A 24,831-nucleotide genomic window follows, 5' to 3' on the forward strand; every position below is an offset into this window, starting at 1 on the left:
TCATCCTGCCGCAGCGGACCGCGCGCCCGGCGCGGCCACGCGGGGTGACCGTCAGGCCAGTGCCGCCAGCCGCGCGACCAGGTCGGCCGGCGGCGGCATCGCGGCGATCTCCTCGCGGACCTGCCCGGCGGCGGCACGCAGGCGGTCGTCGGTGAGCAGTTGGGTCAGCGCCCGCGCGGTGATGTCCCGGGGGCGCAGCGCCAGACCGGCGCCCCGGCGGGCCACCAGCTCGGCGTTGTGCCGCCGGTCCCCCGGACCCGTCGTGGCCAGCTGCGGCAGGCCGGCGGCGAGGGCACCGAAGATGCTGCCCGCCCCGCCGTGGTGCACAAGCGCCGCACTCGACGGCAACGCCGCGTCGAGCGGGATCCAGTCGACCACCCGCACGTTGCCGGGCAGCGACCGGGCCGACCGCTCGTCGGGCCGGACCAGCACGATCTCGGCGTCCACCTCGGCGGCGGCCGCGACCACGGCGGGCATCGGCCCCCGGTCGCCGGGGCCGGTCAACGTGCTGCGGGTGACCAGGATGCGCGGTCGGTCACCCGGCGACCGCAGCCAGGCCGGTAGCTCGCCGCCGCCGACATAGGAGTCGTAGCGCATCGGCCAGCCATCCTGCCTCGCCACGCTGGGCGGGGCCACGGCCAGCGCGGCGGCCGGGGGCGGCAGCTCGGTCAGGCCGTGCCGCCGCAGGGCGGGACCGAGTCGGGCCACTGTGGCGCGTACCAGGTCCCGACCGTCGAAGAGGGAGTTCTCCTGCCGAACCGCCGGCACACCCAGCCGGGCGGCGGCCACCGCGCCGGCCACCGCGAACGGCTCGTGCAGCACCAGATCCGGCCGCCACTCGGTGGCCAGCGTGACGACCGGGTCGGTGAGCCGGTCGTTGAGGGCGCCGAAGAGCAGGCCGGCGCCCCGGGTGTCGGCGGTGCCGGCCAACTCGGCGCGGGCGATCAGCGGGTGCCGGGGAAAGACCCGCAGCGCGATCCGGCCGAAGTCGAAGCCCGGCGCGACGTCGTGTACCGACAGACCCGCGTCGGCGGCGGCCAGGCCGCCCCCGCCGGTGGCCAGCAGCACCTCGTGGCCGGCGTCGCGCAACGCGACCGCGAGCGGCACCAGCGGGAAGACGTGCCCGACCAGCGGGGCGGAGACCATCAGCACACGCATGGGCAGGATCATAGGCGGCGACGCGTCCCGAGCGCCCCGACGGACATGGACTTCCGACCATGCCGGCTGCCCCACCCGTGGGGCAGCTCTACACGAGATGGCGCCGGGGCAGCGGACCGGTCCAGGACGGGGCCCAGTTGCTCGGCCGGGGTTCAGGTGGTTGGTCGCCTGTCGACGACGCGGCGCATCTTGCCGACCGACCGCTCCACCGCGTCCGGGGCGAGGACGTCGACCGTCACGCTCACGCCGACGGTGTTCTTCACCAGCTCCACGAGCGTCGCGCCGGCCCGCTCGGCGGCGTCCGCGGCGACCCCGGCCCGCCGCTCCACCCGGACGGTCAGGGTGTCCAGCCGGCCCTGCCGATCGAGGACACACTGGAAGTGTGGCGACAACTGCGGGGTACGCAGGATCAGCTCCTCGATCTGGGTGGGGAAGATGTTCACCCCGCGCACGATCATCATGTCGTCCGTCCGGCCGGTGATCTTCTCGATCCGGCGCATCGGGCGGGCGGTGCCGGGCAGCAGCCGGGTCAGGTCGCGGGTACGGTACCGCACCACCGGCATCGCCTCCTTGGTCAGCGAGGTCAACACCAGCTCACCCCGCTCGCCGTCGGGCAGCACCGCCCCGGTGACCGGGTCGATGATCTCCGGGTAGAAGTGGTCCTCCCAGAGGTGCAGCCCGTCCTTGGTCTCGACGCACTCGGTGGCCACGCCGGGGCCCATCACCTCGGACAGCCCGTAGATGTCGACGGCGTGGATGTCCAACTGTTGCTCGATCTCGCGGCGCATGTCCTCGGTCCACGGCTCGGCTCCGAAGATGCCCACGCGCAGGGAGGTGGCCCGGGGGTCGACGCCCTGGCGGCGCATCTCGTCCACGATCGCGAGCAGGTAGCTGGGCGTGACCATGATGACCTCGGGTTCGAAGTCGCGGATCAGCATGACCTGACGCTCGGTCATGCCCCCGGAGACCGGGATGACCGTGCAGCCCAACTCCTCGGCCCCGTAGTGCGCGCCCAGGCCACCGGTGAAGAGCCCGTAGCCGTACGCGACGTGCACCCGGTCGCCGGGGCGGCCGCCGGAGGCGCGGATCGAGCGGGCCATCAGTCGCGCCCAGGTGCGCAGGTCGTCGCGGGTGTAGCCGACGACTGTCGGCCGGCCGGTGGTGCCCGAGGAGGCGTGCAGCCGGGCCACCCGCTCCCGGGGGACGGCGAACATGCCGAACGGGTAGTTGTCCCGCAGCTCCGCCTTGCCGGTGAACGGGAAGCGGGCCAGGTCGTCGAGATCCCGGCAGTCGTCGGGGTGCGCCCCGACCGCGTCGAAAGCCCGGCGGTAGTGCGGCACGTTGTCGTACGCGTGCCGCAACGACCAGCGCAGCCGTTCGCGTTGCAGGGCGCGCAGCTCGTCGCCGCCGGCACGCTCGATCGGCTCCAGCTCGTCCGGACGAGGGGTGCGGTCCTGCATCGGCTGCCTCCTTGGCGCGAAGGTCCCGGTGGGGCTGCGGGTACCGTACGCCCGCCGTCGCCGGGCACCGACTCGGGCGTCCGGGCGACCTTCGCGGCGGCCCACCTCGGCAACGCGTCCGGTGCCGGGATCGGCGGCGCGAACCCGCCGCCAGGAAGGACGCCGGGCCGGGCGGATGCCCGACCCGGCGTCGCGCTGATCATCGCCCTGCCATCTTCCTGCAATTGCAAAAGATGTGCAACAAGGTCTGGACAACACGTACGCGTCGTAACTAGCCTGATCGCCATGAGTCCTTACATCGTGGATCCCTGGGCCTGGCAGGAGAGCTGGGACCTCCAGCAGGAGGCATTCATGCCGGACCGGGAACACCGGTTCGCCGTCATGCTGGACACCGTCGACGCGGTGCTCGACGGCCGTCCGCCGCGCGTGCTGGACCTGGCCGGCGGCACCGGCACCATCTCGCTGCGGACCCTGGCCCGCTTCCCCGGCGCGGAGGTGACACTTGTGGACCTCGACCCGGCGCTGCTCGCCCTCGCCAGCGCCTCGCTGGCCGACCGGGCCACCATCGTCACGGCCGACCTCAGCACCCCCGAATGGCGTGCCGCGCTCCCCCACCAGGAGTACGACGCCGTGCTCACCGCCACTGCCCTGCACTGGCTACCGGCCGACCGGCTCGGGCAGCTCTACGCCGAGCTGCGCGACGTGCTGCGACCGGGCGGCGTCTTCGTCAACGCCGACCACATGCCCGACGACAGCCTGCCGGAGCTGACCAAGCGGCTGATGGACCGGGCCCGGGACCGGCGCAACGCCCGGTACGCCGCCGGCTCGGTGCTGTCCTGGCCGGACTGGTGGGAGCGGGCCGCCGCCGATCCGACGCTCGCCCCGCTGGTCGCCCAGCGGCAGGCCATCTACCCGACCGGGCACAGCCCGGAGTGGAACCCGCCCGTCTCGTGGCACCTGGCCGCGCTCACCGCGGCCGGCTTCACCGAGGTCGGCACGGTATGGCGCGGCGGCCCGGACGCCGCAGTCGCGGCCGTGCGCTGACCGCCGCAGTCGCGGCCGTGCGCTGACCGCCGCAGTCGCGGCCGTGCGCTGACCGCCGCGTCGCGGCACTACGCTAAGGAGCCGTGTCAGAGCCGCCGGACCAGCGCACCGATCCCGACGTCGACCTCCGTGTCGACGCCGACCGGGGTGAGCTGTCCACTCGCCCCGCGACGGTCCTCGCCAGCATCGCGGCCGGCGGGGTGGGCGGTGCGCTGGGCCGAGCCGCCCTGCAACACGCCGCCCCCCACGCGGCGGCGGGTTTTCCGTGGGCCACGTTCGCCGTCAACCTGTCCGGCTGCCTGCTGATCGGCGTGCTGATGGCGATCCTCACCCACCTCGGCGGTGGGCACCCGCTGGCCCGCCCGTTCCTCGGCGTCGGGGTGCTCGGCGGGTTCACCACGTTCTCCACCTACGCGGTGGACGTCCAGCAGGCACTTGTCGCGGGCGCACCGGGCACCGCACTGGCGTACCTGGCCGGCACTGTGCTCGGGGCACTTGTCGCGGTCGGGCTGGGCGACGCCGTGACCGCCGCACTGCTGCGGCGGTGGGTGGCCGGATGACAGTCCTGCTCATCGCCCTGGGGGCGGCCGTCGGCGCACCGTTGCGCTACCTCACCGACCGGGCCGTGCAGTCCCGGCACGACTCGGCGTTTCCGTGGGGCACGCTCACCGTCAACGTGGTCGGCTCGTTGCTGCTCGGCGTACTCGTCGGGTGGCCGACCGGTCCGGCGGTCACCGCGCTGCTCGGCACCGGGTTCTGTGGGGCGCTGACCACCTACTCCACCTTCAGCTACGAGACGCTGCGGCTGGCGCGGGGCGGTCGTCGATTCCTCGCGCTGGCCAACGTGCTCGGCAGCGTGGCCGCCGGGCTCGCCGCGGCCACCGCCGGCTACGCCGTGGCCCGCGCCCTGACCGGCTGACCGCACACCAGCCGCCCCGCGCCCGGTTTCCCTCGTCAGCAACGCCCGGAACAGGGCCGACGCACCACACACCGGGGGTATATACGCGGCGTATACCCCCGGTGTAGTCTGCTGGCATGAGCGTGCCACTGACACTCCTCGGCCTCCTCGAACGGGAGCCCAGCCACGGATACGACCTGAAGCGCGACTACGACGCCTTCTTCGGCCGGGGCAAGCCACTGCCGTTCGGCCAGGTCTACTCCACCCTCAGCCGCCTGGCCCGCGACGGCAAGGTGGTGATCAGCGACGTCGCCCCCGGCTCCGGCCCCGACCGCAAGCGCTACATCATCACCGACGTCGGCGCGACAGAGGTCGAGCAGTGGCTGACCCAACCGGTCGACCCCGAGCCACACCTACAGACGGTGCTCTTCGCCAAGGTCGTGCTCGCGCTGATGCTCGACCGACCGGCCGCCGACTACCTCGACACCCAGCGCAGCGCACACCTGCATCGGATGCGCGAGCTGACCGAGATCAAGCGCGCCGGCAGCCTGGTCGACGCGCTGCTCGCCGACCACGGCCTCTACCACCTGGAGGCGGACCTCCGGTGGATCGAGATGACCGGCGCCCGACTGGACGCCCTGCGCAAGGAGGTGCGGCGATGACCGTCGTGATCGAGGCACGTGACGTCGAGTTCTCCTTCGGTCAGACACCCGCCCTGCGCGGCGCCAGCGTCGCCGTGCAGGCGGGCGAGATCCTCGCCGTCATGGGCCCCAGCGGCTCGGGCAAGTCCACACTGCTGCACTGCCTGGCCGGCATCCTGGTGCCCGACTCCGGCGAGATCCTCTTCGACGGGGCCCGGGTGCACGCCATGGCCGAGACCGAACGCAGCAGCCTGCGCCGGGACCGGTTCGGTTTCGTGTTCCAGTTCGGTCAACTCGTCCCCGAGCTGACCGCTGTGGAGAACGTCGCGCTGCCGCTGCTGCTCAGCGGCGTACACCGCAGGCAGGCGCTCCCCAGGGCGGAAGCCTGGTTCGCGCGCCTCGGGCTGGACGGCCTGGAGCAGCGGCGCTCGGGCGAGCTCTCCGGCGGGCAGGCACAACGGGTCGCCCTGGCTCGGGGCCTGGTCGCCGAGCCGCAGGTGCTCTTCGCCGACGAGCCGACCGGCGCGCTCGACTCGCTCACCGGTGAGCAGGTGATGGACCTGCTTGTCGGCGCCGCCCGCGAGCAGGGCACCACTGTCATCCTGGTCACCCACGAGCCGAGGATCGCGGCGTACGCCGACCGCGAGGTCATGGTCCGCGACGGGCGCGTGAACGCGCCGGACCGGATCGCCTCATGATCCGCTTCGGGCTCCGCCTCGCCGTGGCCGGCGGCCGTGAGGCGCTCACCCGCCTGCTCGTCATCGCCGCCGCCGTCGCGATCGGCAGCGGGCTGCTGCTGACCACCCTCGCCGGGGTCAACGCGGTCAACGCCCAGCTCACCCGGTACGCGTCGATGTATCCCAACGCCTCGACCGGCGACGCCGACCCGCTGTGGTGGTCGACCCGGCAGGACTACTTCCACGGCAAGCAGATCATCCGGATCGACGTCGCCGCGACCGGTCCGAGCGCGCCCACCCCGGTCGGCGTCCCGATCACCCCGGGTCCCGGCGAGTACTACGCCTCACCAGCGTTTCGCGACCTGCTGGCCGCCGAGCCGGCCGACCAACTGGGCGACCGCTACCCGGGGCGCGACCTCGGCACCGTTGGTCCGGCCGCGCTGACCTCGCCGGACACCCTGCTCGTCATCGCGGGCGGCACCCCCGACCAGGTCGCCAAGCTACCCACTGCGAAGCAGGTCACCAGCGTCGGCGACACCCCCGCTCTCCCCGAGACCACGGTGAACCTCATCCTGGGCGTCATCGCCGGCGGGTTGCTGTTCCCGGTGCTGATCTTCATCGGCACCGCCACCCGCCTCAGTGCCGCCCGCCGGGAGCAGCGTTTCGCCGCGATGCGCCTGGTCGGCGCGACACCCCGGCAGATCGCGATGGTCGCTGCGGTGGAGGCGACCGCCGCCGCCATCGCCGGCACCGCCGTCGGCTTCGGGCTGTTCTACGCCTTCCGCGACCCGCTCGCGAGCATCCCGTTCACCGGCATGCCGTTCTACCCCAACGACATGTCCCTGGGCGTACTGAACGTCCTGCTCGTGGCGCTCGGCGTCCCGGCCGGCGCGGCGGTGGCGGCCCAGGTCTCGCTGCGCCGCGTACGAATCTCGCCGCTGGGCGTCACCCGGCGGGTCACCCCCCGCGCGCCGCGCGCGTACCGGCTGATCCCGGCCCTGCTCGGTGTCGCCGTGCTGTTCTTCGCCATCGGCTTCAAACCGGAAACGTCCGACGGACAGACCGCGATCTTCCTGCCCGCCCTGCTGCTCATCATGGCCGGCCTGGTCTTCGCCGGCCCGTGGTTGACGATGGTCGGGGCCCGGATCCTGGCCCGCTACGCCAACGGTCCGGCCACGCTCATCGCCGCGCGGCGCCTCGCCGACAACCCGAAGGCCGGCTTCCGGGCGATCAGCGGCATCATGCTCGCCCTCTTCGTCACGAGCGTGGCCGTCGGCGTGATCACCACGATCATCGCCAACCGCGGCCCGGCGCCGATCGGCTCGACCGAGGCGGGACAGGTGTCTCTCTACCTTCCCGATGATGCGCCGGCGGCACCTGACCCGCTCTTCACCGGGCTTCGCTCGATCAACGGCGTGCGGTCCGCGACCGCGGTCCGCGAGAACCCGGACCGGATGACGGCCAGCGAACCCGGCCTGATCGCGTGCACCGACATCCCGAGCGCGTACGGCCGGTGCGCCGAGGGTGCCACCGTCGCCGAGGTCGCGACGGGCCTCATCCCCTTCCGGGAGTCGGCGTCGTCCGCCAGAGTCTGGCCCGCCGCGTCGGTCCCACTCGACGATCTACAACAGCTCCCGGTGATGTCGATCGTCGTCGACACGGACGGTTCCGCGGCCGCCATCGAGCGCACCCGCACGGTGCTGGAGGTCGCCTTCCCGACCTTCTGGACGGGGCCGAATGTGCCCGGCGACTTCGAGTCGGACTTCGCGAACACGCTGCGCGGCTGGGAACAACTGGCAAACGTCGTCATCATCGCCAGCCTCGCGCTCGGCGGGTGCAGCCTCGCGGTCAGCGTCATCGGCGGTCTCACCGAACGCCGACGCCCGTTCAGCCTGCTGCGCCTCAGCGGCGCACCGGTACGGGACCTGCGCCGGGTGGTGGCGCTGGAGAGCGCGGTGCCGATGCTCGCCGTCGCCGCCGTCGCCATCGGCATGGGCCTGCTCGCCGCCCACCTGTTCCTGCGGGCGCAGATGGACTACAGGCTGATCGCGCCGGAGCCACGCTTCTACGTGATCGTCGTCGTCGGGTTGGCCACCTGCCTCGGCGTCATCGCCTCCACCCTGCCGCTGTTGGAACGGATCACCGGTCCGGAGACCGCCCGCAGCGAGTAGTCGTCAGGCCCTCGGCCCGGTGGTGGTGAGAGCGACCACCGGGCCGAGGACGAAGACAGCGGGCGGGCCCACGCTCTCCCGGGCGGCGACCGCGCCGATCTCGTCCAGCCGGGCGGGCAGCGACCGCTGGCCGGGCTGCCCGGCGTCCTGCACGGCGAGCACCGGGGTCTCCGGGGCCCGGCCGTGCTCGATCAACACTGACGCGATCTTGGCGATGGTGTCGACGGCCATCAACAGCACGACGGTGCCCCGGGCCCGGGCCAGCGCCGCCCAGTCCACGAGCGAGTCGGGGTGCCCGGGCGGCAGGTGCCCCGACACGACTGTGACGTCGTGGGCCACGCCCCGGTGCGTCACCGGCACACCGGCGAGGGCCGGGGCGGCGAGCGCGCTGCTCACTCCCGGCACCACAGTCACCGGCACGCCGGCCGCCACACAGGCCTGCACCTCCTCGTGGCCACGTCCGAAGACGTACGGGTCGCCACCCTTGAGCCGGACCACCCGGCGACCGGCGCGGGCGTGCGACACCAGCGCCTCGTTGATCGCCTCCTGGGCCATCGACGGGCCACGGGGCACCTTCGCGGCGTCGATGACCAGCACGTCGGGGCGCAGCCCGGCGAGCAACCCCGTGGGGGCCAGCCGGTCGGCCACCACGACGTCCGCCGCGTCGAGCAGCGCCTTCGCGCGTACCGTGATCAGGTCGTCGGGCCCCGGCCCACCGCCGACCACGGCGACCGAGCCGTGGTCGTGCCCGTGGTCGTGGTGGTGGTCGTGCCCGTGGTGGTGGTGGTGGCCGACCGGGTCGTCCGGGTGGTCGTGCGGGCGTTGCGGGCGACCCACCTTGTCGGCGAAGCCGGGCATCAACACCCGGTACGCGCAGGTGTCGCAGTTCATCCGGATGTCCCCGGCCAGCGCCTCGGCGTGGCGTTCCAGCACCAGGTCCGCGAGGGCGTCGCAGTCGCCGATCACCTCGGCGACGCGGACGTCCAGGTCGGGGTGGGCGGCGGCGAACTCCGCCGACTGGGCGACGATCCGGTCCGGCAGCACCCCGGCGAACAGGAAGTACGGTGCGACGACGATCCGCCGCGCGCCCAGGCGACGCAGCCGCTCCAGCACCGCCGGCACCGACGGGGACGCGAGGGAGACGAACCCCGGCTCCACACCGGCGTAGCCGCGCCCCTCCCACAGCAGCCGGGCCACCTTGGCCACCTCGGCGTTGGCGTCCGGATCGGTGGAACCCCGGCCGATCAACGCGACCCACGTGCCGGCCCGATCGGCACCCGCCAGCGCCGTGCCGGCCCGATCGGCACCCGCCAACGCCGTGCCGGCCCGGTCGGCACCCGCCAACGCCGCGTCGACGCGCTGTTCGAGGGCGTCGTGCAGCAACGGGTGCGGGCCGAGCGGGCGACCGTAGCGGTAGGTCAGCCCGGGGTGGCGCTGCTGTTCCCGACCCATCGCGGCGGGGATGTCGCCCTTGCCGTGCCCGGCGGCGGTGAGCACCAGCGGCAACGCCACGAGCGCCCGGTGCCCCCGCGCGACGAGCGCACCGACCGCGTCGGTCAGCGGCGGGCGGGACAGCTCGATGAAGCCGCCCTCGACGTCGTCGACGACACCGCGACGGCGGACCCGCTCGACCAGTGCGGCGAACTGGTCGACCCCGGCCGCGCTGCGCGTACCGTGCCCGACGATGACCAACCCGGTCATGACTTCTCCTCGATGTAGAGCAGCGCGTTGAGGGCGGCGGCGGCGACCGCCGACCCGCCCTTCTCCCCCACGTTGGACACGGCGGGCAGACCGCTGGCCCGTAGCGCCGCCTTCGACTCGGCGGCGCCGACGAAGCCGACAGGCAGGCCGACGACGAGCGCCGGAGCGGCGTGCAGGGTGAGCAGTTCGACGAGTGCGGTGGGTGCGCAGCCGACCACCCAGACCGCGCCCGGCCCGACCCGGTCGAGGGCGATCCGCGCGGCCGCCGCCGAGCGGGTGATGCCGGCCGCGCGGCCCAGCTCGGCGGCGGCCGGCTCGGCGACCGGGCAGACCAGCTCCAGGCCGGCGCGGGTGATGCCGGCGGCGACCATCGCCACGTCGGTGACCACCGGCGCCCCGGCGCGCAACGCCGCCAGCCCCGACTCCAGCGCCGCCTCGTCGCAGACCAACTCATCGACGTACGCGAGGTCGGCGCTGGCGTGCACCACCCGTTCGGTCACCGCGCGGCTCAGCGGCGGCAGGTGCGACAGGTCGACCCGCTCCCGCAGGATGCGGTACGACTCGACCTCGATGGGGTGCACCACCCGGCTCATCGGGCTCCTTCGCGAGGGTCGGGGTCGAGCACGCGGATCGCGTCGACCGGGCAGATCTCCAGGCACTCCAGGCAGCCGGTGCACCGGTCGGCGCGGACCGTCAGGCCCCCGGCGACCGGCCGGATCGCGTGCGTGGGGCAGGTGAGCAGGCAGGCGCCGCAGCCCTGGCAGGCGTCGATCGTCACGAACGCCATCGGTACCCCCGGGGCGTGACCATCCGGCCGGCGACCACCCTCGTGTCGCTGTTGCCGACCACCACGACGCTGTACATGTCGACAACGGCCGGGTCGAGGGTGGCCAGGGTCGCCAGGTGCAGCCGCTCGCCGGGGCGGCTGGCGTTGCGCACCACACCGACCGGGGTGTCCGGTGGGCGGTGGGCGGCGAGGATGCCGAGCGCCTTGCCGAGCTGCCAGTCCCGGGCCCGGCTGCGCGGGTTGTAGAACAGCGTCACGAAGTCACCCTCGGCCGCCGCGGTCACCCGCCGCTCGATGACCTCCCACGGGGTGTGCAGGTCGGACAGGCTGACATAGGCGTGGTCGTGGCCGAGGGGTGCACCGAGCAGCGCCCCGGCGGCCAGTGCGGCGGTCACCCCGGGCACGCCGACGACGTCGATGCGTTCGTCGGCGTACTCCAGGGCGGGGCTGGCCATCGCGTACACCCCGGCGTCGCCGGAGCCGACAAGCGCGACCGCCCGGCCGGCGACGGCCTCGGCGACGGCGGCGCGGGCCCGCGCCTCCTCCGCGCCGAGCCCGCTGGACAGCACCCGCGTGCCCGGTCGGAGCACGTCGCGGACCTGGTCGAGGTACTGGTCCAGACCGACCACCACTGCGGCGCGACGCAGCTCGGCCACCGCGCGGGGGGTGCGCAGGTCGGCGGCGCCCGGTCCGAGCCCGACGACGGCCAGCCGGCCGCGTGGCGCGTGCCGGGCCACCGCCACGGTGGCCATCGCCGTCGCGGTCTTGCCCACCAGCAGCGTGGCGTCGTCCGGGCGGCCGGCCGGGCCGAGCAGGGCCGCGGCCTCCGCCACGCTCGGCGTGCCGACCGCGGCGCGGACCACCTCGCTGGGGTGCGGCACGTCGACCGCCGCCAGCCGCGTCGCCGGCCAGGTCACCAGGGGTACGCCGAGCGCGTCGGCGGTGCTGCGGATGCCCGCCTCGTCGGCTTTCACGTCGGCGCTGGCCAGGCAGCGCAGGCTCGCGGCGCTGAGGCCGGCCTCGGCCAGCACCCGGTGCAGCAGCTCCGCCACCTCGGCGGCGGGTACGCCCCGGCTCGCGCCGACACCCGCGACAAGCGACGGGGGCCGGAGCACGGCGGTCCGCCCGTCGAGCGGCACCACCCGGTCGGTGACGAGCAGCCGGTAACCGGCGTTCACGGCGTCCTCGTCGGTGGCCTGGACGTTCGGGGGCAGGGCGGGCAACGGCCAGTGGGCGTCGGCGATCAGCCGGACCGGCTCGCCGTCCAGGATGGCCCGGGACACCGCGGCGACCGCGCCCTGCGCGGGCCAGCCGAGGGTGTCCAGCCCCGGTAGGCCGACCGCGTCGGTGGCGGTGGTGATCACCGGTCGGGCGTCCAGCAGCGCGGCGACGGCTTCGGCGAGGTCGTTGCCGCCGCCGGCGTGCCCGCCGAGCAGTGCCACGGCGTGCCGGGCGGCCTCGTCGACGACCACCACGGCCGGGTCGCCGTGCTTGTCGGCGAGCAGCGGCGCGAGGATCCGCACCACCGCGCCGGTGGCCAGGAACGCGACCACCGCGTCACCCTCCACCCAGGCGGTCCGCAGCGCGTCGGCGACGCTCTCCCCCTCGACCAGGCGGGCGTGCGGCCAGGCGGCGGCGACAATGTGCGCGTGCCGTCGGCCGGCGGCCGTGGCCGCCACCAGACCGATGCGAGGGGGCGGGTTCTGGTCGGTCACTGGCGCTCCCCGGTGAGGACGACCACCGGGTTGGTGGCCGCGAGACGGATCGACCCGCCGGGCAGGTCGGCGAGGCGGGCGGCGGAGAGCTGGCAGCCCTGCACCGTGTAGCCGGCGGCGCGCAGCAGGCCAACGGCCGGTGCGACACGGTCCAGTGCGGCGAGGGTGAGCACCACCCGCTCGGGCTGGCGGGTCAGCACGGCGGCGAGCACGTCGACACCGCCGCCGCCGACGAAGACCGCGTCCGGATCGGGCAGGCCGGCCAGCGCCTGCGGTGCCCGCCCGGTGACGAGCCGGACGTCCACAGCGTGCGCTGTCGCGTTGGCCCGGATGGCCGCGCCGGCGGCGGGGTCCTGTTCGACGGCGAGTACCGCCGCGCCGAGCAGGGCGCACTCGATGCCGACCGAACCGCTGCCCGCGCCGACGTCCCACACCAGCCGTCCCAGTCGCGGGCGCAGCCGGGCGACGACGAGGGCGCGCACCTCCGACTTGGTGATCATGGAGTCGCGGTGGGCGTACCGGCTCTCCGGCAGCGCCCACCCACCGGCCGGCGCGGCGGCCGGCTGGTTGTCGGCGCGCATGCCACCGAACGCGAACAGATCCGCGTCGGCGAGGCTGAGCAGGACGTGGGGGTCGGACCAGGTCTCGGTGGCGGCCTGCTCGGGGGTCACCGGGCGGATCCGTTCGGCGGCGGTGCCCAGGTGCTCGGCGACGAGCAGGCGGCGGGGCCAGCCGATCAGGCCCGCGCCCAGCTCGGCGGCACCGGCACCGGGTGCGGTGAGCACCGCGACAAGCGGCAGCGCCCGGCAGGCGTTCAGGGCCGGTCGCGGGTCGCGCCCGTGCGCGGTGACCACGGCGGCGCCGTCCCAGGGCAGCCCGGCGCGGGCGAACGCGGCGGCCACACTGGACACCGCCGGCACCACCCGCAGTGGCAGCCCGGCCGCGCGCAGCCGTCGGACGATGCCGAACAGGCCGGGGTCCCCGCTGGCCAGCACCACGGCCGGCACTCCGGCGGCGACGGCCTCGGTCAGCCGCCCGACGGCCGGGGCAAGTGGCCCGAGGACGACGGTGTCCGCGCCGGCCGGCACGGGAACGGCGGCCACATGCCGGGCCGCCCCGACGACCAGCCCGGCCCCGGCCAGTGCGGGCGCGAGGGCGGGATGCGGTGGCGCCCCGGCCGCGTCCAGCCCGACCACGGTCACCACCGCCTCCGGGCCAGCCCCGGCCACCAGCGCCTCCGGGCCGGCCCCGGCCACCAGCGCGTCCGGTCCGGGCGCGGTCGTCAGCGCCTCCGGTGCCGCCGGGTTCGCCAGCGGGTCCGGGGACGTCCGGCTCATCGGGGCCACCGGCCGGACGAGGCGACGACGTGCGCTCCGGCGAAGTCGACCATCGCCACGTCCACTGTGACAGTGGGTCCGGCGAAGCGTCGCAGCACCTGGCGGACCCGTTGGCAGAGCAGGTCGCCGGCCAGGCCGAGCAGCCCGGCGGCCTCCCACAGCTCGTACGCGTGCCGCCCGGTGTTCGCCTCGGTCACGGCGGCGACGAGCGCCGGGTCGCCACCGGCCTCGGCGGTCACCGCACCGAGCAGGGACAGGTCCACAGTCGAGCGGGTGTAGTGGGTCATCAGGATGCCGGCGGCGAGTTTGGCCAGCTTGCCGGCCATGCCGACGAATACCACGCCGGTCATGTCGTCACCGACGGCGGCGGTGACGGCAGCCCCGGTGAAGTCGCCCACCTCGACGAAGCACACCTCGGGCAGGTCGGGCAGGAGCGCGCGGGCGGCCCGCTCGGTACGCCCGCCGGTGCACAGCACCACCGTCGGCTCGCCCTGGGCGGCCATCACGTGCACGGCCTGGACGACGCTGGCCCGCCAGGAGGCGGTGGAGAACGGGCGGACGATCCCGGTGGTGCCGAGAATCGAGATGCCGCCGAGGATGCCGAGGCGACGGTTGGTCGTCTTGCGGGCCATGATCTCGCCCCGGGGCACACTGATCACCACCCGGACGCCGACCTCGGTGAGGTCGACCACCTCGGCCACCGCCTCGCCGATCATCCGGCGTGGGCTGTCGTTGATCGCCGGACCGCCGACCGCGAGCCCGAGGCCGGGTTTGGTGACAGTGCCGACGCCCGCGCCGCCGGCGAGCCGCAGGCCGGGGACATCGGTCCAGTCCACTGTCGCGGTCAGCTCGGCCCCGTGGGTGACGTCCGGGTCGTCGCCGGCGTCCTTGACGACGACCGCCTCGGCCCGCACCGGCGGGTCGCCGGTCAGTTCGCAGCGTTCCACGCCGAAGCGCACCCGCCGACCGGCGGGCAGACCGATTTCCACGTCCGGCTGGATCTCCCCGGTGACCAGGGCGGTGACCGCCGCCTTGGCCGCCGCCGTCGCGCAGGCGCCGGTGGTCCAGCCGGTGCGCAGCGCGGTGGGCCGGACCTTCGCGGTACGCGGCAGGTCCGGCTCGCGCAGCGGCGGCTCCGCGTACGTCACTGTGTGCCTGTTCCTCCGGCACGGCCGCCGGTCTGGCGGCGCAGCTCGGCGCGGGCGGCCGGCTCGGCCCGGCGGAAGGTGTGGAAGTGCCCGGGGTGGTAGAGGTGCGAGCGGGTGCCCTCGGCGGCCAGTGCCGGCCCGACCAGGAAGAGGGTGTGTTTCCACAGCCTGTGCTGCTTGACAGTGGCCTCCAGGGTGCCGACCGTGCAGCGCACCACCAGCTCGTCCGGCCAGGTCGCCTGATACGCCACCACGGCCGGGGTGTCCTGCGGGTAGCCGCCGGCCAGCAACTCGGCCTGCACCTGCCCGGAACGGGCGGCGGAGAGGAACAGCGCCATCGTGGTGCCGTGCCGGGCGAAGTCGCGGACCCGCTCGCCGGGCGGCATGGGGGTCTTGCCGCCTTCGAGGCGGGTGAGGATCACCGACTGGGCCACCTCGGGCACTGTCAGCTCCCGCCCGACGATCGCCGCGACGGCGGTGAACGAGGAGACCCCGGGCACGATCTCGACGGCCAGGCCGAGCGCCCGGCACACGTCCAGTTGCTCCTGCACCGCGCCCCACAGCGCCGGGTCGCCGGAGTGGACCCGCGCCACGGTCAGCCCCTGTTCGGCGGCGCGCTGGTAGAGCGGCAGCACACCCTCGATGGGCAGCTGCGACGAGTCGACGATCTCCGCGCCCGCGCGGGCGTGGCCGAGCACGTCGGCGTGCACCAGGCTGGCCGCCCAGATCACGATGTCCGCCTCGGCGATCACCCGGGCGGCTCGCACTGTCAGCAGGTCCGCCGCACCGGGGCCGGCGCCGACGAACCACACCTTGCCGTCGCTTGTCACAGTTTTCCTCCTCGGTGCTCGCGGCGGGCCGGGACCAGCAGCGTCGACAGGTACGGCAGGTCGGGTGCGGCGTCGTCGACACCTCCGACGTGTTCGCCGGGCAGGCCCAGGTGGCGCCCGAGCACCGCGTCGGCGAGGCGGCCCTGCCGGCGCAGCTCGGCAAGCAGCTCCGGGTGTCGCCGCCAGCCCTTGTAGGCGACCACTGTGCCCGGCCCGGCGAGAGCGTCGGCGAACAGCGCCAGGCCGGCGGTGGCCGGCAGCAGGGTCAGCGGTTCGCGTCCCTCGCAGAGCGGGGTGCCGCTGCGCGCGGCCAGCTCCTGCATGGCGGTGATGCCGGGCACCGTCGCCACCCGCACCGCCGGGCGCAGTGCCCGGACGCTCTGCGCCAGGTAGCCGAAGGTGGAGTAGACGTTCGGGTCGCCGATGGTGGCGAACGCCAGGGACCGTGCGCCAGCGTCGATCGCGTCGACCACCACCCGGGCCGCGTCGTCCCAGGCCGCCGCCCGGCGGGCCGTCACCCCACCGGTGTCGTCCAGGGCGAACGGCAGCCGGCGCAACCGGTCCGCCGCGACGTGGGTCCGTACCGTCGCCTCGGCCCGCCCGGCGTCCGCACCCGCCGGCGTCGGCGCGGCGGTCGCGGTGGGTTCGACCCGGTCCGCCATCACGGGTACGAAGACCAGGTCGGCCTCGCGCAGCAACCGCACCGCCTTGACGGTGAGCAACTCGGGGTCACCCGGGCCGACACCGATCCCGGTCAGCGTGGCGTCGGCCGACCCGCCGGCGGCACGGGCGTCGGCGGTCATCGGCACGCCTCGACCAGGCGGCGGGCCGCGTCGGGGTGACCGGCCCAGTGGGTGTGCAGGTAGGAGGCGTGTACCCGGCCGGTGACGAAGCCGTGCGCGGTGTCGTCCCAGCGCCACGCCGGCCGGTCACCGTGGCCCGGGTCGGTGGTGGTGCGGTGGAACTCGTGGCCGCGTACGCCCTCGCCGACCCGGGCCACCGGGGAGTCGGTGACGGCCACCGCCTCGCGGTAGCCGAGGGTGAGCCGGCCGGTCATCCGGGCGGTCAGGTCCAGCCGGCCGCACATCGGCACGTCGTCCAGGGACCGTCCGAGGTAGAGCAGCCCGGCGCACTCGGCCACGATCGGCCCGTCGAAGTCGGCCAGCTCGGCGCGCAGCGTGGCGTTGCCGGCCAGCGCCTGGGCGTACGCCTCGGGGAACCCGCCGCCGATGACCACCGCCCGGGTGCCGGCGGGCAGCGTCGGGTCGCGCAGCGGGTCGACAGTGACCACGTCCGCGCCGGCGGCGGTGAGCAGTTCGGCGGTCTCCGCGTACGAGAAGGTGAAGGCCGGACCACCGGCGAGGGCGACCCGTGGCCGCTCGACGCCGGCCGGCCCGCCGACGGCGGCGACCGGGTCCCACGCCGGGGTGGTCAACGGCGGGGCGGTGCGGGCCAGGTCGAGCACCGCGTCGAGGTCCACCGTGGCCTCGACCAGCTCGGCGAGGGCGGTGACGATCGCCAGGGATTCGGGTGCCCGTTCGGCGACCGGGACGAGGCCGAGGTGTCGGGCCGGGGCGGCCACCTCGGCGGCGCGGGTGACGGCACCGAGCACCGGTACGCCCACCTCGGCGAGGGCGTCGCGCAGCAGCGTCTCGTGCCGGGGTGAACCGACCCGGTTGAGGATCACCCCGCCGATGCGTACCGCGGGATCGAAGGCGGCCATGCCGAGGGTCAGCGCGGCGGCGGAGCGGCCCTGCGCGGTGGTGTCCAGCACCAGCAGCGCTGGTGCCTCGATCAGCCGGGCGACGTGCGCGGTGGACGCGTAGTCGCGGCGGCCCACCGCCCCGTCGTGCAGGCCCATGACGCCCTCCACCACGGCGATGTCGGCGGGCGTCGGGACGCTCGCGCCGTGCCGCAGCAGCGCCGCGATCCGGTCGGCCCCGACCAGGAACGGGTCGAGGTTGCGCCCCGGTCGACCGGCGGCGAGGGCGTGGTAGCCGGGGTCGATGTAGTCCGGACCGACCTTGTGCGGGCTGACCGTCAGGCCGCGACGACGCAGCGCGGCGAGCAGCCCGGTGGCGACAGTGGTCTTGCCGTGCCCGCTGGCTGGGGCGGCCACTACCACCCGGGGCAGCGCCCAGGGCGTCGCGCTCACCACTCGATGCCCTTCTGGCCCTTCTGGCCGGCGTCCATCGGGTGCTTGACCTTGGTCAGCTCGGCCACCAGGTCGGCGGCGGCGACCAGGCGCGGGTCGGCGTCCCGGCCGGTGATCACCACGTGTTGGAAGCCGGGCCGGTCGGCCAGGGTGGCCACCACCTCGTCGACGTCCACCCAGCCCCACTTCATCGGGTAGGTGAACTCGTCGAGCACGTACAGCCCGTACCGCTCGGCGGCCAGGTCGCGCTGGATCTGCCGCCAGCCCTCCAGGGCGTCGGCGGCGTGGTCGGCCTCACCGCCGCGCTGGATCCAGGACCAGCCCTCGCCCATCTTGTGCCAGGCCACCGGTGCGCCCTGGCCGGTGCGCTCGTGCACCTCGCCGAGCGCCCGGAAGGCGTTCTCCTCACCTACCCGCCACTTGGCGCTCTTGACGAACTGGAACACGCCGACCGGCAGGCCGGCGGTCCAGGCCCGCAACGCCAACCCGAAGGCCGCCGTCGACTTCCCCTTCATCTGCCCGGTGTGAACGATCACCAGTGGACGGTGCCGCCGCTGCCGGGTGGTCAACCCGTCAAGAGGCACGTGATTCGGCTGTCCCTGCGGCATCAGGCGACGCTCCTATCGGGCGCGGGACCGGTCGAGATCTTGGAAGGAAAGCGCCCTTCCAGGGGCCATTTCCCTCCAAGATCTCCTCGGGTCTGGGCCACGTCGTTCAGTTCGTGGTGGGGGGCTTGCAGCTGAGTTGCCAGGCGGGTGGCCAGGTGCAGGCGGACGGGGCCCGATTCGCAGTCGACGACCACGCACGGGGCGGCCGTCGCCGCCAGCACCTTCGCGGCTGCTGCCGCACGGTCCAGTGGGCGGGTGCCGGCGGTGGCTCGGCCGTCGGTGACGATGAGGACCAGTGGGCGGCGCTTAGGGTCGCGCAGACGTTCCACCCGCAGCAGATCGGCGGCGGCGAGCAGCCCCTCGGCCAGCGGCGTACGCCCACCGGTGGGCAACTCGGCCAGCCGCGTCGAGGCGGCCAGCACCGACGACGTCGCCGGCAGCAGAGTCCGCGCGCCGCTCCCCCGGAACGCGATCACCGCGACCTTGTCCCGCCGCTGGTAGGCATCGGTGAGCAGGGCGAGCACCGCGTCCTTCACGGCGGTCATCCGCTGCCGAGCGCCCATCGAGCCGCTCGCGTCCACCACGAACAGCACGAGGTTGCCCTCGCGCCCCTCGCGCACCGCCTCGCGCACGTCGTCCGGGCGCAACCGCAGCGGGCCGGCCAGCCGTCCCCGCGACGCCTGGTGCGGCGCGGCGGCGCGGATCGTGGCCGGCAGGTGCAGCGCGTCGACACGGCCCGCCGGCACCCGGGCGCCAATGGTGCGCCCCCGTCCGGTGCGGGCCCGCGACCGCCGGCCCGGCACCCCGTCACCGACGCCGGGCGCGGTGAGCACCCGCGCCTTCAGCCCACCCCGGGGTACGGCCACCGGCTGAGACGTCCCGTCGCCCCGGGTCGGATCGTCGTCACCGGCCGCCGGTGCCCGGCCACCGCGCGGGCGCGCGTGCTGCCCGGCACCGCCCCGGTCGTCCGCCGAGCGCTGCGGCCAGCCGTCGTCGTTGCCCCGGTCGTCCGCCGAGCGCTGCGGCCAGCCACCGTCGGCGCCCCATTCGCCCGTCTCGCGCTGCGGCCAGCCGTCGTCGCCGTCCGGCCCGTCGGCGCGGCCGTCCGGGCCAGCGCCATCACGTGCCGACGAGTGCCCGACCGACCCGGGTTCACCCTGGTCAGCGCCACCGCCGCCGCCGTCTCCGCCGTTCGGGCCGCCGCCGTTCGGGCCGCCGCCGTTCGGGCCGCCGCCGTTCGGGCCGCCGCCACCGGCCGGGCCGCCGCCATCCGGGCCACGGTCCTCGGGGCCGTCGTCGTCCGGGTCGTCGGGGTGGGCGTCCTGGGCACGTTGCAACGCCTCGTCGAGGCGCTTCTCGTCCAGCCCGGGGGTGTCGAACGGGTCGCGGCGGCGGCGGTGCGGCAGAGCCAGCCGGGCGGCCACCCGGACGTCGTCGATGGTGACCCGGTCCCGGCCATGCCAGGCGGCGTGGGCGAGGGCGGTACGGGCCGTGACGATGTCGGCGCGCATCCCGTCCACGTCGAACGCCGCGCACACCTCGGCGATCTGCCGCAACGCGGCGTCCGGGAGGCGTACCCCGGGAAGCCGGCGGCGCGCGGCGGCCACCTGGGCGGCGATCTCCGCGTCGGCGTCGGCCCAGCGGGCGGCGAACCCGGCCGGGTCGGCGTCGGCGGCGAGCCGGCGGCGGACCACCTCGACCCGGACCTGCGGGTCCCGGCTGGCACCCACCTCGACGGTGAGCCCGAACCGGTCGAGGAGCTGCGGGCGCAGCTCCCCCTCCTCCGGGTTCATGGTGCCGACCAGCAGGAACCGGGCCGCGTGGCTGACCGACACGCCTTCCCGCTCGACGTGGCTGCGGCCCATCGCCGCCGCGTCCAGCAGCAGGTCCACGAGATGGTCGTGCAGCAGGTTGACCTCGTCGACGTAGAGGACGCCCCGGTGCGCGGCGGCGAGCAGGCCCGGCTCGAAGGCGCGTACCCCCTCGCCCAGGGCCTTCTCCAAATCCAGTGAGCCGACCACCCGGTCCTCGGCGGCGCCCACCGGCAACTCCACGAGGCGGGCGGGACGCGTCTCGGCGGCGGGGTCGGCCGGGTGTGGGCCGTCCGGGCAGGCCGGGTCCGGCTCGGTCGGGTCACAGCCGAAACGGCAGCCGGCGACCCGGCGCACCGGAGGCAGCAGCGCGGCGAGCGCCCGTACGGCGGTGGACTTGGCGGTCCCCTTCTCACCCCGGACCAGCACCCCGCCGATCGCCGGGGACACCGCGTTGAGCAGCAGCGCCAACCGCATGTCGGCCATGCCGAGCACCGCGCTGAACGGGTAGGTGATGCTCATGCCCGGTCCTCCAGGTCGCCCTCGCTGGCCAGGTACGTGTCACGCAGCCGGTCCAGGGTGGCCGGCTCGGGTTTGGCCCACAGCCCCCGGTCGGCGGCCTCCAACAGGCGTTCGGTGATGCCTCGCAGCGCCCACGGGTTGGACTTCTCCAGGAACTCCCGGGTGGTGTCGTCGAACAGGTACGCGGCGGCCAGGTGCTCGTACATCCAGTCGTCGACCACGCCGGCGGTGGCGTCGTAGCCGAACAGGTAGTCCACCGTCGCCGCCAGCTCGAACGCGCCCTTGTAGCCGTGCCGGCGCATCGCCGCGATCCACTTCGGGTTGACCACCCGGGCCCGGAACACCCGCCGGGTCTCCTCACCCAACGTGCGGGTGCGCACGTCGTGCGGCATCGCCGAGTCACCCACGTACGCCTGCGGTGACGTGCCGGTGAGGTGGCGGACCATCGCCACCATCCCGCCGTGGTACTGGAAGTAGTCGTCGGAGTCGACGATGTCGTGCTCGCGGGTGTCCTGGTTCTTCACCGCCACCGCGATCCGGGCGAACGAGCGTTCCATGTCGGCGCGCGCCTCCCTCCCGTCCAGGCCCCGGCCGTAGGCGTAGCCGCCCCACACCGCGTACACCTCGGCCAGGTCGGCGTCGCTGCGCCAGGTCCGGGCGTCGATCAGGGGTAGCAGGCCCGCGCCGTACGCCCCGGGCTTGGAGCCGAAGATCCGGGCGGTGGCCCGCCGCTCGTCGCCGTGTTCGGCGAGGTCGGCGGCGACGTGCGCCCGCAGGTAGTTCTCCGCCTCCGGCTCGTCCAGGGCGGCGACCTGCCGCACGGCGTCGTCGAGCAGCGCCACCACGTGTGGGAACGCGTCGCGGAAGAACCCGGAGATGCGCACTGTCACGTCCACGCGGGGTCGGCCCAGCTCGGCGGTCGGCACCACCTCGATGCCGGTGACCCGCCGGGACCGCTCGTCCCATACCGGCCGGCAGCCCAGCAGCGCCAGCACCTCGGCGATGTCGTCGCCCTGGGTGCGCATCGCGCTGGTGCCCCACACGGTCAACCCCACCGAGCGGGGGTACGCCCCGGTGTCGGCGAGGTGCCGGGCCAGCAGCGAGTCGGCGAGGGCCACCCCGACGTCCCAGGCGTTGCGGCTGGGAATGGCCTTCGGGTCGACGGAGTAGAAGTTGCGCCCGGTGGGCAGGACGTTGACCAGGCCCCGGGTGGGTGAGCCGGACGGGCCGGGCGGCACGAACCGGCCGTCGAGCGCGCCGAGGGTGTTCGTCAGCTCGTCGGTGGTCCGGCCGAGTCGGGGCACCAGTTCGGTGGCGGCGAAGTGCAGCACCGCGGCGACGTCCGGGATCGGTTGTCCGGTCACCTCGGTCACCACCGCGTCGACAGTGTCCACTGCCCAGTCCAGGGTCTCCATGCCGAGGACCAACCGTCGGGCCAGGGCCTCGATCAGGTCGATCGCGTCGGCGGCGGTGCCGGCCGGCCCGTCCACCACGTCGGTCAGCGCGGTGGGCAGCGCCAGTCGTTCGCCGGGTGCCGCGAGCAGCGCCTGCTCGTCGAGGGAGTACGCGACGGCGAGCGCCTGCCGCAGGCCGGGCAGGGCGCGGGCGCCGCCCCAGATCTGCGGGGCGCGCAGCACCGCGAGGACCAGGTTGACCCGTGGCTCACCGGTGGGCGCGTCGGCGAGGATGTGCAGCCCGTCGCGGATCTGCACGTCCTTGACCTCGCAGAGGTACCCGTCGAGGTGCAGCACGAAGTCGTCGAAGTCGTCCGCGTCGGGCATCGCCTCGGCGTGCAGGTCGTGGTGCAGCTCGGCGGCGCGTACGAGGTCCCAGATCTGCGCGCGCACGGTGGGCACCTTGGCCGGGTCGAGGGCCTGCACCGTCGCGTACTCGTCAAGCAGTTGCTCCAGTTTGGCCAGGTCGCCGTAGGTCTCGGCGCGGGCCATCGGCGGCACCAGGTGGTCGATGACCACGGCGTGCGCCCGCCGCTTGGCCTGGGTGCCCTCGCCGGGGTCGTTGACGATGAACGGGTAGACCAGCGGCAGGTCGGTGAGGACCGCGTCGGGCGCGCAGTCGGCGGCCAGGCCGAGGCCCTTGCCGGGCAGCCACTCGCACGTGCCGTGCTTGCCCAGGTGCACCACGGCGTCCGCGCCGAAGCCGCCGTCCGCGACGGGTGCGGCCAGCCAGCGGTACGCGGCCAGGTAGTGGTGACTCGGCGGGAGGTCCGGGTCGTGGTAGATGGCGATCGGGTTCTCCCCGAAGCCGCGCGGCGGTTGGATCAGCAGCACCACGTTGCCGAAGCGCAGCCCGGCGAGGACGATGTCGCCGGCCTCGGTGTACAGCTCGCCGGGCGGCTCACCCCAGTGTTCCCGCATCCGCTCGCGCAGCTCGGCCGGGATCTGGTCGAACCACCGCCGGTAGGTCGGCCCCGGTATCCGGGCCTCGGCGGCGGCCAGCTGCTCCGGGGTGAGCCACTCCACGTCGTGGCCTCCGGCGGCGATCAGCGCGTGGATCAGCGCGTCGCCGTCGTCGGGCGGTGGCGCGTCGCCCAGGTGGTAGCCGGCGTCGGCGAGCGCGGCGAAGAGCCGGACCGCCGAGACGGGGGTGTCCAGGCCGACGGCGTTGCCGACCCGGGAGTGCTTGGTGGGGTACGAGCTGAGCACCACGGCGACCCGCTTGTCGGCGTTGGGCACGTGGCGCAGCCGGGCGTGGCGCACCGCGATCCCGGCGACCCGGGCGGCCCGCTCGGGGTCGGCGGCGTAGACGGATAGGCCGTCGGCGTCGATCTGCTTGAACGAGAACGGCACTGTGACGATCCGACCGTCGAACTCGGGGATGGCCACCTGCATCGCCGCGTCCAACGGGGACAGCCCGGCGTCGCTGGCCTCCCACTGCGCCCGGGTGCTGGTCAGGCAGAGCGCCTGGATGACCGGCACGTCCAGGGCGGCCAGGGCGCCGACGTCCCAGGCGTCCTCGTCGCCACCTCCGGAGGCGTCGGCGGCGACCGCGCCGCCGGCGGCGAGCACTGTGACAAGCAGCGCGTCGCAGCGGGCGAACAGCCCGAGCGGGCCGGCGCCCGTGGTCAACCCGCGCAGCGAGCCGCAGAAGATCGGCAGCGGGTTGCCGCCGGCCTTGTGGACCGCGTCCGCGAGGACGTCGACGAAGTCGGTGTTGCCGGCGAGGGCGTGCGCGCGGTAGAAGACGATCCCCACTGTGGGACGGTCCGGGTCGGTCGGGTGCTCGCCGTGCACGCCGTACGCCGGGGTGGGTGTGGGCGGGGCGAACCCCTCGCCGGTGAGCAGCACCGTGTCGGAGAGGAACCGGGCCAGGTGCGCCAGGTTGTCCGGCCCGCCCTCGACCAGGTACGCCAGCGCCTGGGTGACGACCCCGGACGGCACCGTGGAGATGGCCATCAGCTCCGCGTCGGGCAGCGCCTCGCCGCCGAGCACGACCGTCGGCACCCCGGTGCCGAGCACCGCGGCGAGACCGTCCGGCCATGCCTGTCGACCGCCGAGCAGGCGTACGACGACCAGGGCGACCCCGTCGAGCAGGGCGGGCACCTCGTCGGCGGTGACCCGCGCGGGGTTGGCGAGCCGGTAGTCGGCGCCGCTGGCGCGGGCGGCCAGCAGGTCGGTGTCGGCGGTGGAGAGCAGCAGGATGCGCACGGCAGGCTCCGGAGAGTGACGCCCTGGCCGCTGCGGAGGCGACCTGGACGAAGCGGGTGGGGGCGGCGTCAGCCGGTACGACGGCGCGGCCGGACTCGCCGACGCGGACGCCGGGGCCGGTCAGCGCCGGGCAATCGACTCAGCAGTGCCGGAAGCCAGCGACCTGGAGCGCGATACGACGATAATCGTCGATGAATGAGACGCCGTGCGTCATCGGGTCCTCCTCGGGTGTCCACGCCCTGGGGTACGTCCCGACGGCCGAAGTATCCTGGCTTCCGGATCGACGCTCTCCCCCGGCCTTCCAACCGCAGACACACGGCCGTGACTCACGAGGGGGGATCGCTCCCCGGTGACAGTGGCGGGACCGCGTCGGAATCGCACCGACTTCCTTCACTGCCGTCAGGCCGCGAATGCTGCCACACCGCCGCGCCGCCGGTCAACGCGGACCCCGGCGCAGCCCGGCCACCTCAACCACATTGACCTGCGCAAATATCGGCGGATTG

General features: G+C 74.6%; 20 protein-coding genes and 1 riboswitch. Of the genes, 6 read left to right on the forward strand and 14 right to left on the reverse strand.

From position 1 onward, the window contains the following. Positions 1–51 precede the first annotated feature (51 nt). Both AB0A95_RS10205 and paaK read right to left on the reverse strand, forming a co-directional pair. Positions 52–1,158, reverse strand: a complete 1,107-nt coding sequence (locus AB0A95_RS10205) for a nucleotide disphospho-sugar-binding domain-containing protein (protein WP_357555337.1) — start codon at positions 1,156–1,158, stop codon at positions 52–54. Between the two features lie 152 nt (positions 1,159–1,310). Continuing rightward, on the reverse strand, positions 1,311–2,618 hold the full coding sequence (gene paaK / locus AB0A95_RS10210) for a phenylacetate--CoA ligase PaaK (protein ID WP_357555339.1): 1,308 nt from the start codon (positions 2,616–2,618) through the stop codon (positions 1,311–1,313). A 285-nt stretch (positions 2,619–2,903) separates the two neighbouring features. Here paaK and AB0A95_RS10215 point away from each other — a divergent pair, with 285 nt between their 5' ends. The 6 genes from AB0A95_RS10215 to AB0A95_RS10240 all read left to right on the forward strand — a co-directional run bounded on the left by AB0A95_RS10215 (position 2,904) and on the right by AB0A95_RS10240 (position 8,049). Beyond that, complete coding sequence (locus AB0A95_RS10215) at positions 2,904–3,662, forward strand: class I SAM-dependent methyltransferase (RefSeq protein ID WP_357555340.1); 759 nt, start codon at positions 2,904–2,906, stop codon at positions 3,660–3,662. An 83-nt stretch (positions 3,663–3,745) separates the two neighbouring features. Then, entirely contained in the window at positions 3,746–4,222 is a 477-nt protein-coding gene (locus AB0A95_RS10220) for a CrcB family protein (RefSeq protein ID WP_357555342.1), read from the forward strand. After that, positions 4,219–4,581 (forward strand): fluoride efflux transporter CrcB, encoded by a 363-nt coding sequence (crcB, locus tag AB0A95_RS10225; RefSeq protein ID WP_357555344.1) that lies wholly within the window; start codon positions 4,219–4,221, stop codon positions 4,579–4,581. The genes AB0A95_RS10220 and crcB overlap by 4 nt, the downstream gene beginning before the upstream one ends. 116 nt (positions 4,582–4,697) lie before the next feature. Beyond that, positions 4,698–5,222, forward strand: a complete 525-nt coding sequence (locus tag AB0A95_RS10230; RefSeq protein ID WP_357555346.1) for a PadR family transcriptional regulator — start codon at positions 4,698–4,700, stop codon at positions 5,220–5,222. After that, entirely contained in the window at positions 5,219–5,899 is a 681-nt protein-coding gene (locus tag AB0A95_RS10235; protein ID WP_357555347.1) for an ABC transporter ATP-binding protein, read from the forward strand. Before AB0A95_RS10230 ends, AB0A95_RS10235 begins: the two co-directional genes overlap by 4 nt. Next, positions 5,896–8,049: an FtsX-like permease family protein gene (locus tag AB0A95_RS10240; RefSeq protein ID WP_357555349.1), complete on the forward strand. Its 2,154-nt coding sequence runs from the start codon at positions 5,896–5,898 to the stop codon at positions 8,047–8,049. Before AB0A95_RS10235 ends, AB0A95_RS10240 begins: the two co-directional genes overlap by 4 nt. Positions 8,050–8,052: 3 nt before the next feature. On the opposite strand, the gene cobA is transcribed toward AB0A95_RS10240, so the two are convergent. The 12 genes from cobA to cobN are packed head-to-tail and all read right to left on the reverse strand — an operon-like array spanning position 8,053 to position 24,328. After that, a complete protein-coding gene (gene cobA / locus AB0A95_RS10245; protein WP_357555351.1) occupies positions 8,053–9,750 on the reverse strand; it encodes a uroporphyrinogen-III C-methyltransferase in 1,698 nt (565 codons plus the stop codon). After that, positions 9,747–10,343 carry a precorrin-8X methylmutase gene (locus tag AB0A95_RS10250; protein WP_357555352.1) on the reverse strand — a complete coding sequence of 199 codons (597 nt, stop codon included), beginning with the start codon at positions 10,341–10,343 and terminating at the stop codon, positions 9,747–9,749. Before AB0A95_RS10250 ends, cobA begins: the two co-directional genes overlap by 4 nt. Beyond that, on the reverse strand, positions 10,340–10,537 hold the full coding sequence (locus AB0A95_RS10255; protein WP_357555354.1) for a 4Fe-4S binding protein: 198 nt from the start codon (positions 10,535–10,537) through the stop codon (positions 10,340–10,342). The genes AB0A95_RS10250 and AB0A95_RS10255 overlap by 4 nt, the downstream gene beginning before the upstream one ends. After that, a complete protein-coding gene (cobJ, locus tag AB0A95_RS10260; protein WP_357555356.1) occupies positions 10,525–12,252 on the reverse strand; it encodes a precorrin-3B C(17)-methyltransferase in 1,728 nt (575 codons plus the stop codon). Before cobJ ends, AB0A95_RS10255 begins: the two co-directional genes overlap by 13 nt. After that, positions 12,249–13,589, reverse strand: a complete 1,341-nt coding sequence (cbiE, locus tag AB0A95_RS10265; RefSeq protein WP_357555358.1) for a precorrin-6y C5,15-methyltransferase (decarboxylating) subunit CbiE — start codon at positions 13,587–13,589, stop codon at positions 12,249–12,251. Before cbiE ends, cobJ begins: the two co-directional genes overlap by 4 nt. Continuing rightward, positions 13,586–14,737 carry a cobalt-precorrin-5B (C(1))-methyltransferase gene (locus AB0A95_RS10270; RefSeq protein WP_357555360.1) on the reverse strand — a complete coding sequence of 384 codons (1,152 nt, stop codon included), beginning with the start codon at positions 14,735–14,737 and terminating at the stop codon, positions 13,586–13,588. The genes cbiE and AB0A95_RS10270 overlap by 4 nt, the downstream gene beginning before the upstream one ends. Then, complete coding sequence (cobM, locus tag AB0A95_RS10275) at positions 14,734–15,567, reverse strand: precorrin-4 C(11)-methyltransferase (RefSeq protein WP_357555361.1); 834 nt, start codon at positions 15,565–15,567, stop codon at positions 14,734–14,736. Before cobM ends, AB0A95_RS10270 begins: the two co-directional genes overlap by 4 nt. Continuing rightward, positions 15,564–16,370: a precorrin-2 C(20)-methyltransferase gene (cobI, locus tag AB0A95_RS10280; protein ID WP_357555363.1), complete on the reverse strand. Its 807-nt coding sequence runs from the start codon at positions 16,368–16,370 to the stop codon at positions 15,564–15,566. The genes cobM and cobI overlap by 4 nt, the downstream gene beginning before the upstream one ends. Further along, positions 16,367–17,722: a cobyrinate a,c-diamide synthase gene (locus AB0A95_RS10285; RefSeq protein WP_357555365.1), complete on the reverse strand. Its 1,356-nt coding sequence runs from the start codon at positions 17,720–17,722 to the stop codon at positions 16,367–16,369. Before AB0A95_RS10285 ends, cobI begins: the two co-directional genes overlap by 4 nt. After that, positions 17,719–18,330: a cob(I)yrinic acid a,c-diamide adenosyltransferase gene (gene cobO, locus AB0A95_RS10290; protein WP_357555366.1), complete on the reverse strand. Its 612-nt coding sequence runs from the start codon at positions 18,328–18,330 to the stop codon at positions 17,719–17,721. Before cobO ends, AB0A95_RS10285 begins: the two co-directional genes overlap by 4 nt. Further along, entirely contained in the window at positions 18,330–20,663 is a 2,334-nt protein-coding gene (locus AB0A95_RS10295) for a VWA domain-containing protein (RefSeq protein WP_357555368.1), read from the reverse strand. Before AB0A95_RS10295 ends, cobO begins: the two co-directional genes overlap by 1 nt. Then, positions 20,660–24,328 carry a cobaltochelatase subunit CobN gene (gene cobN, locus AB0A95_RS10300; protein WP_357555369.1) on the reverse strand — a complete coding sequence of 1,223 codons (3,669 nt, stop codon included), beginning with the start codon at positions 24,326–24,328 and terminating at the stop codon, positions 20,660–20,662. Before cobN ends, AB0A95_RS10295 begins: the two co-directional genes overlap by 4 nt. Before the next feature lie 261 nt (positions 24,329–24,589). After that, positions 24,590–24,719, reverse strand: a riboswitch (cobalamin riboswitch). Positions 24,720–24,831: the final 112 nt, after the last annotated feature.

The organism is Micromonospora sp. NPDC049230 (assembly GCF_040647875.1).
GTDB lineage: Bacteria > Actinomycetota > Actinomycetes > Mycobacteriales > Micromonosporaceae > Micromonospora.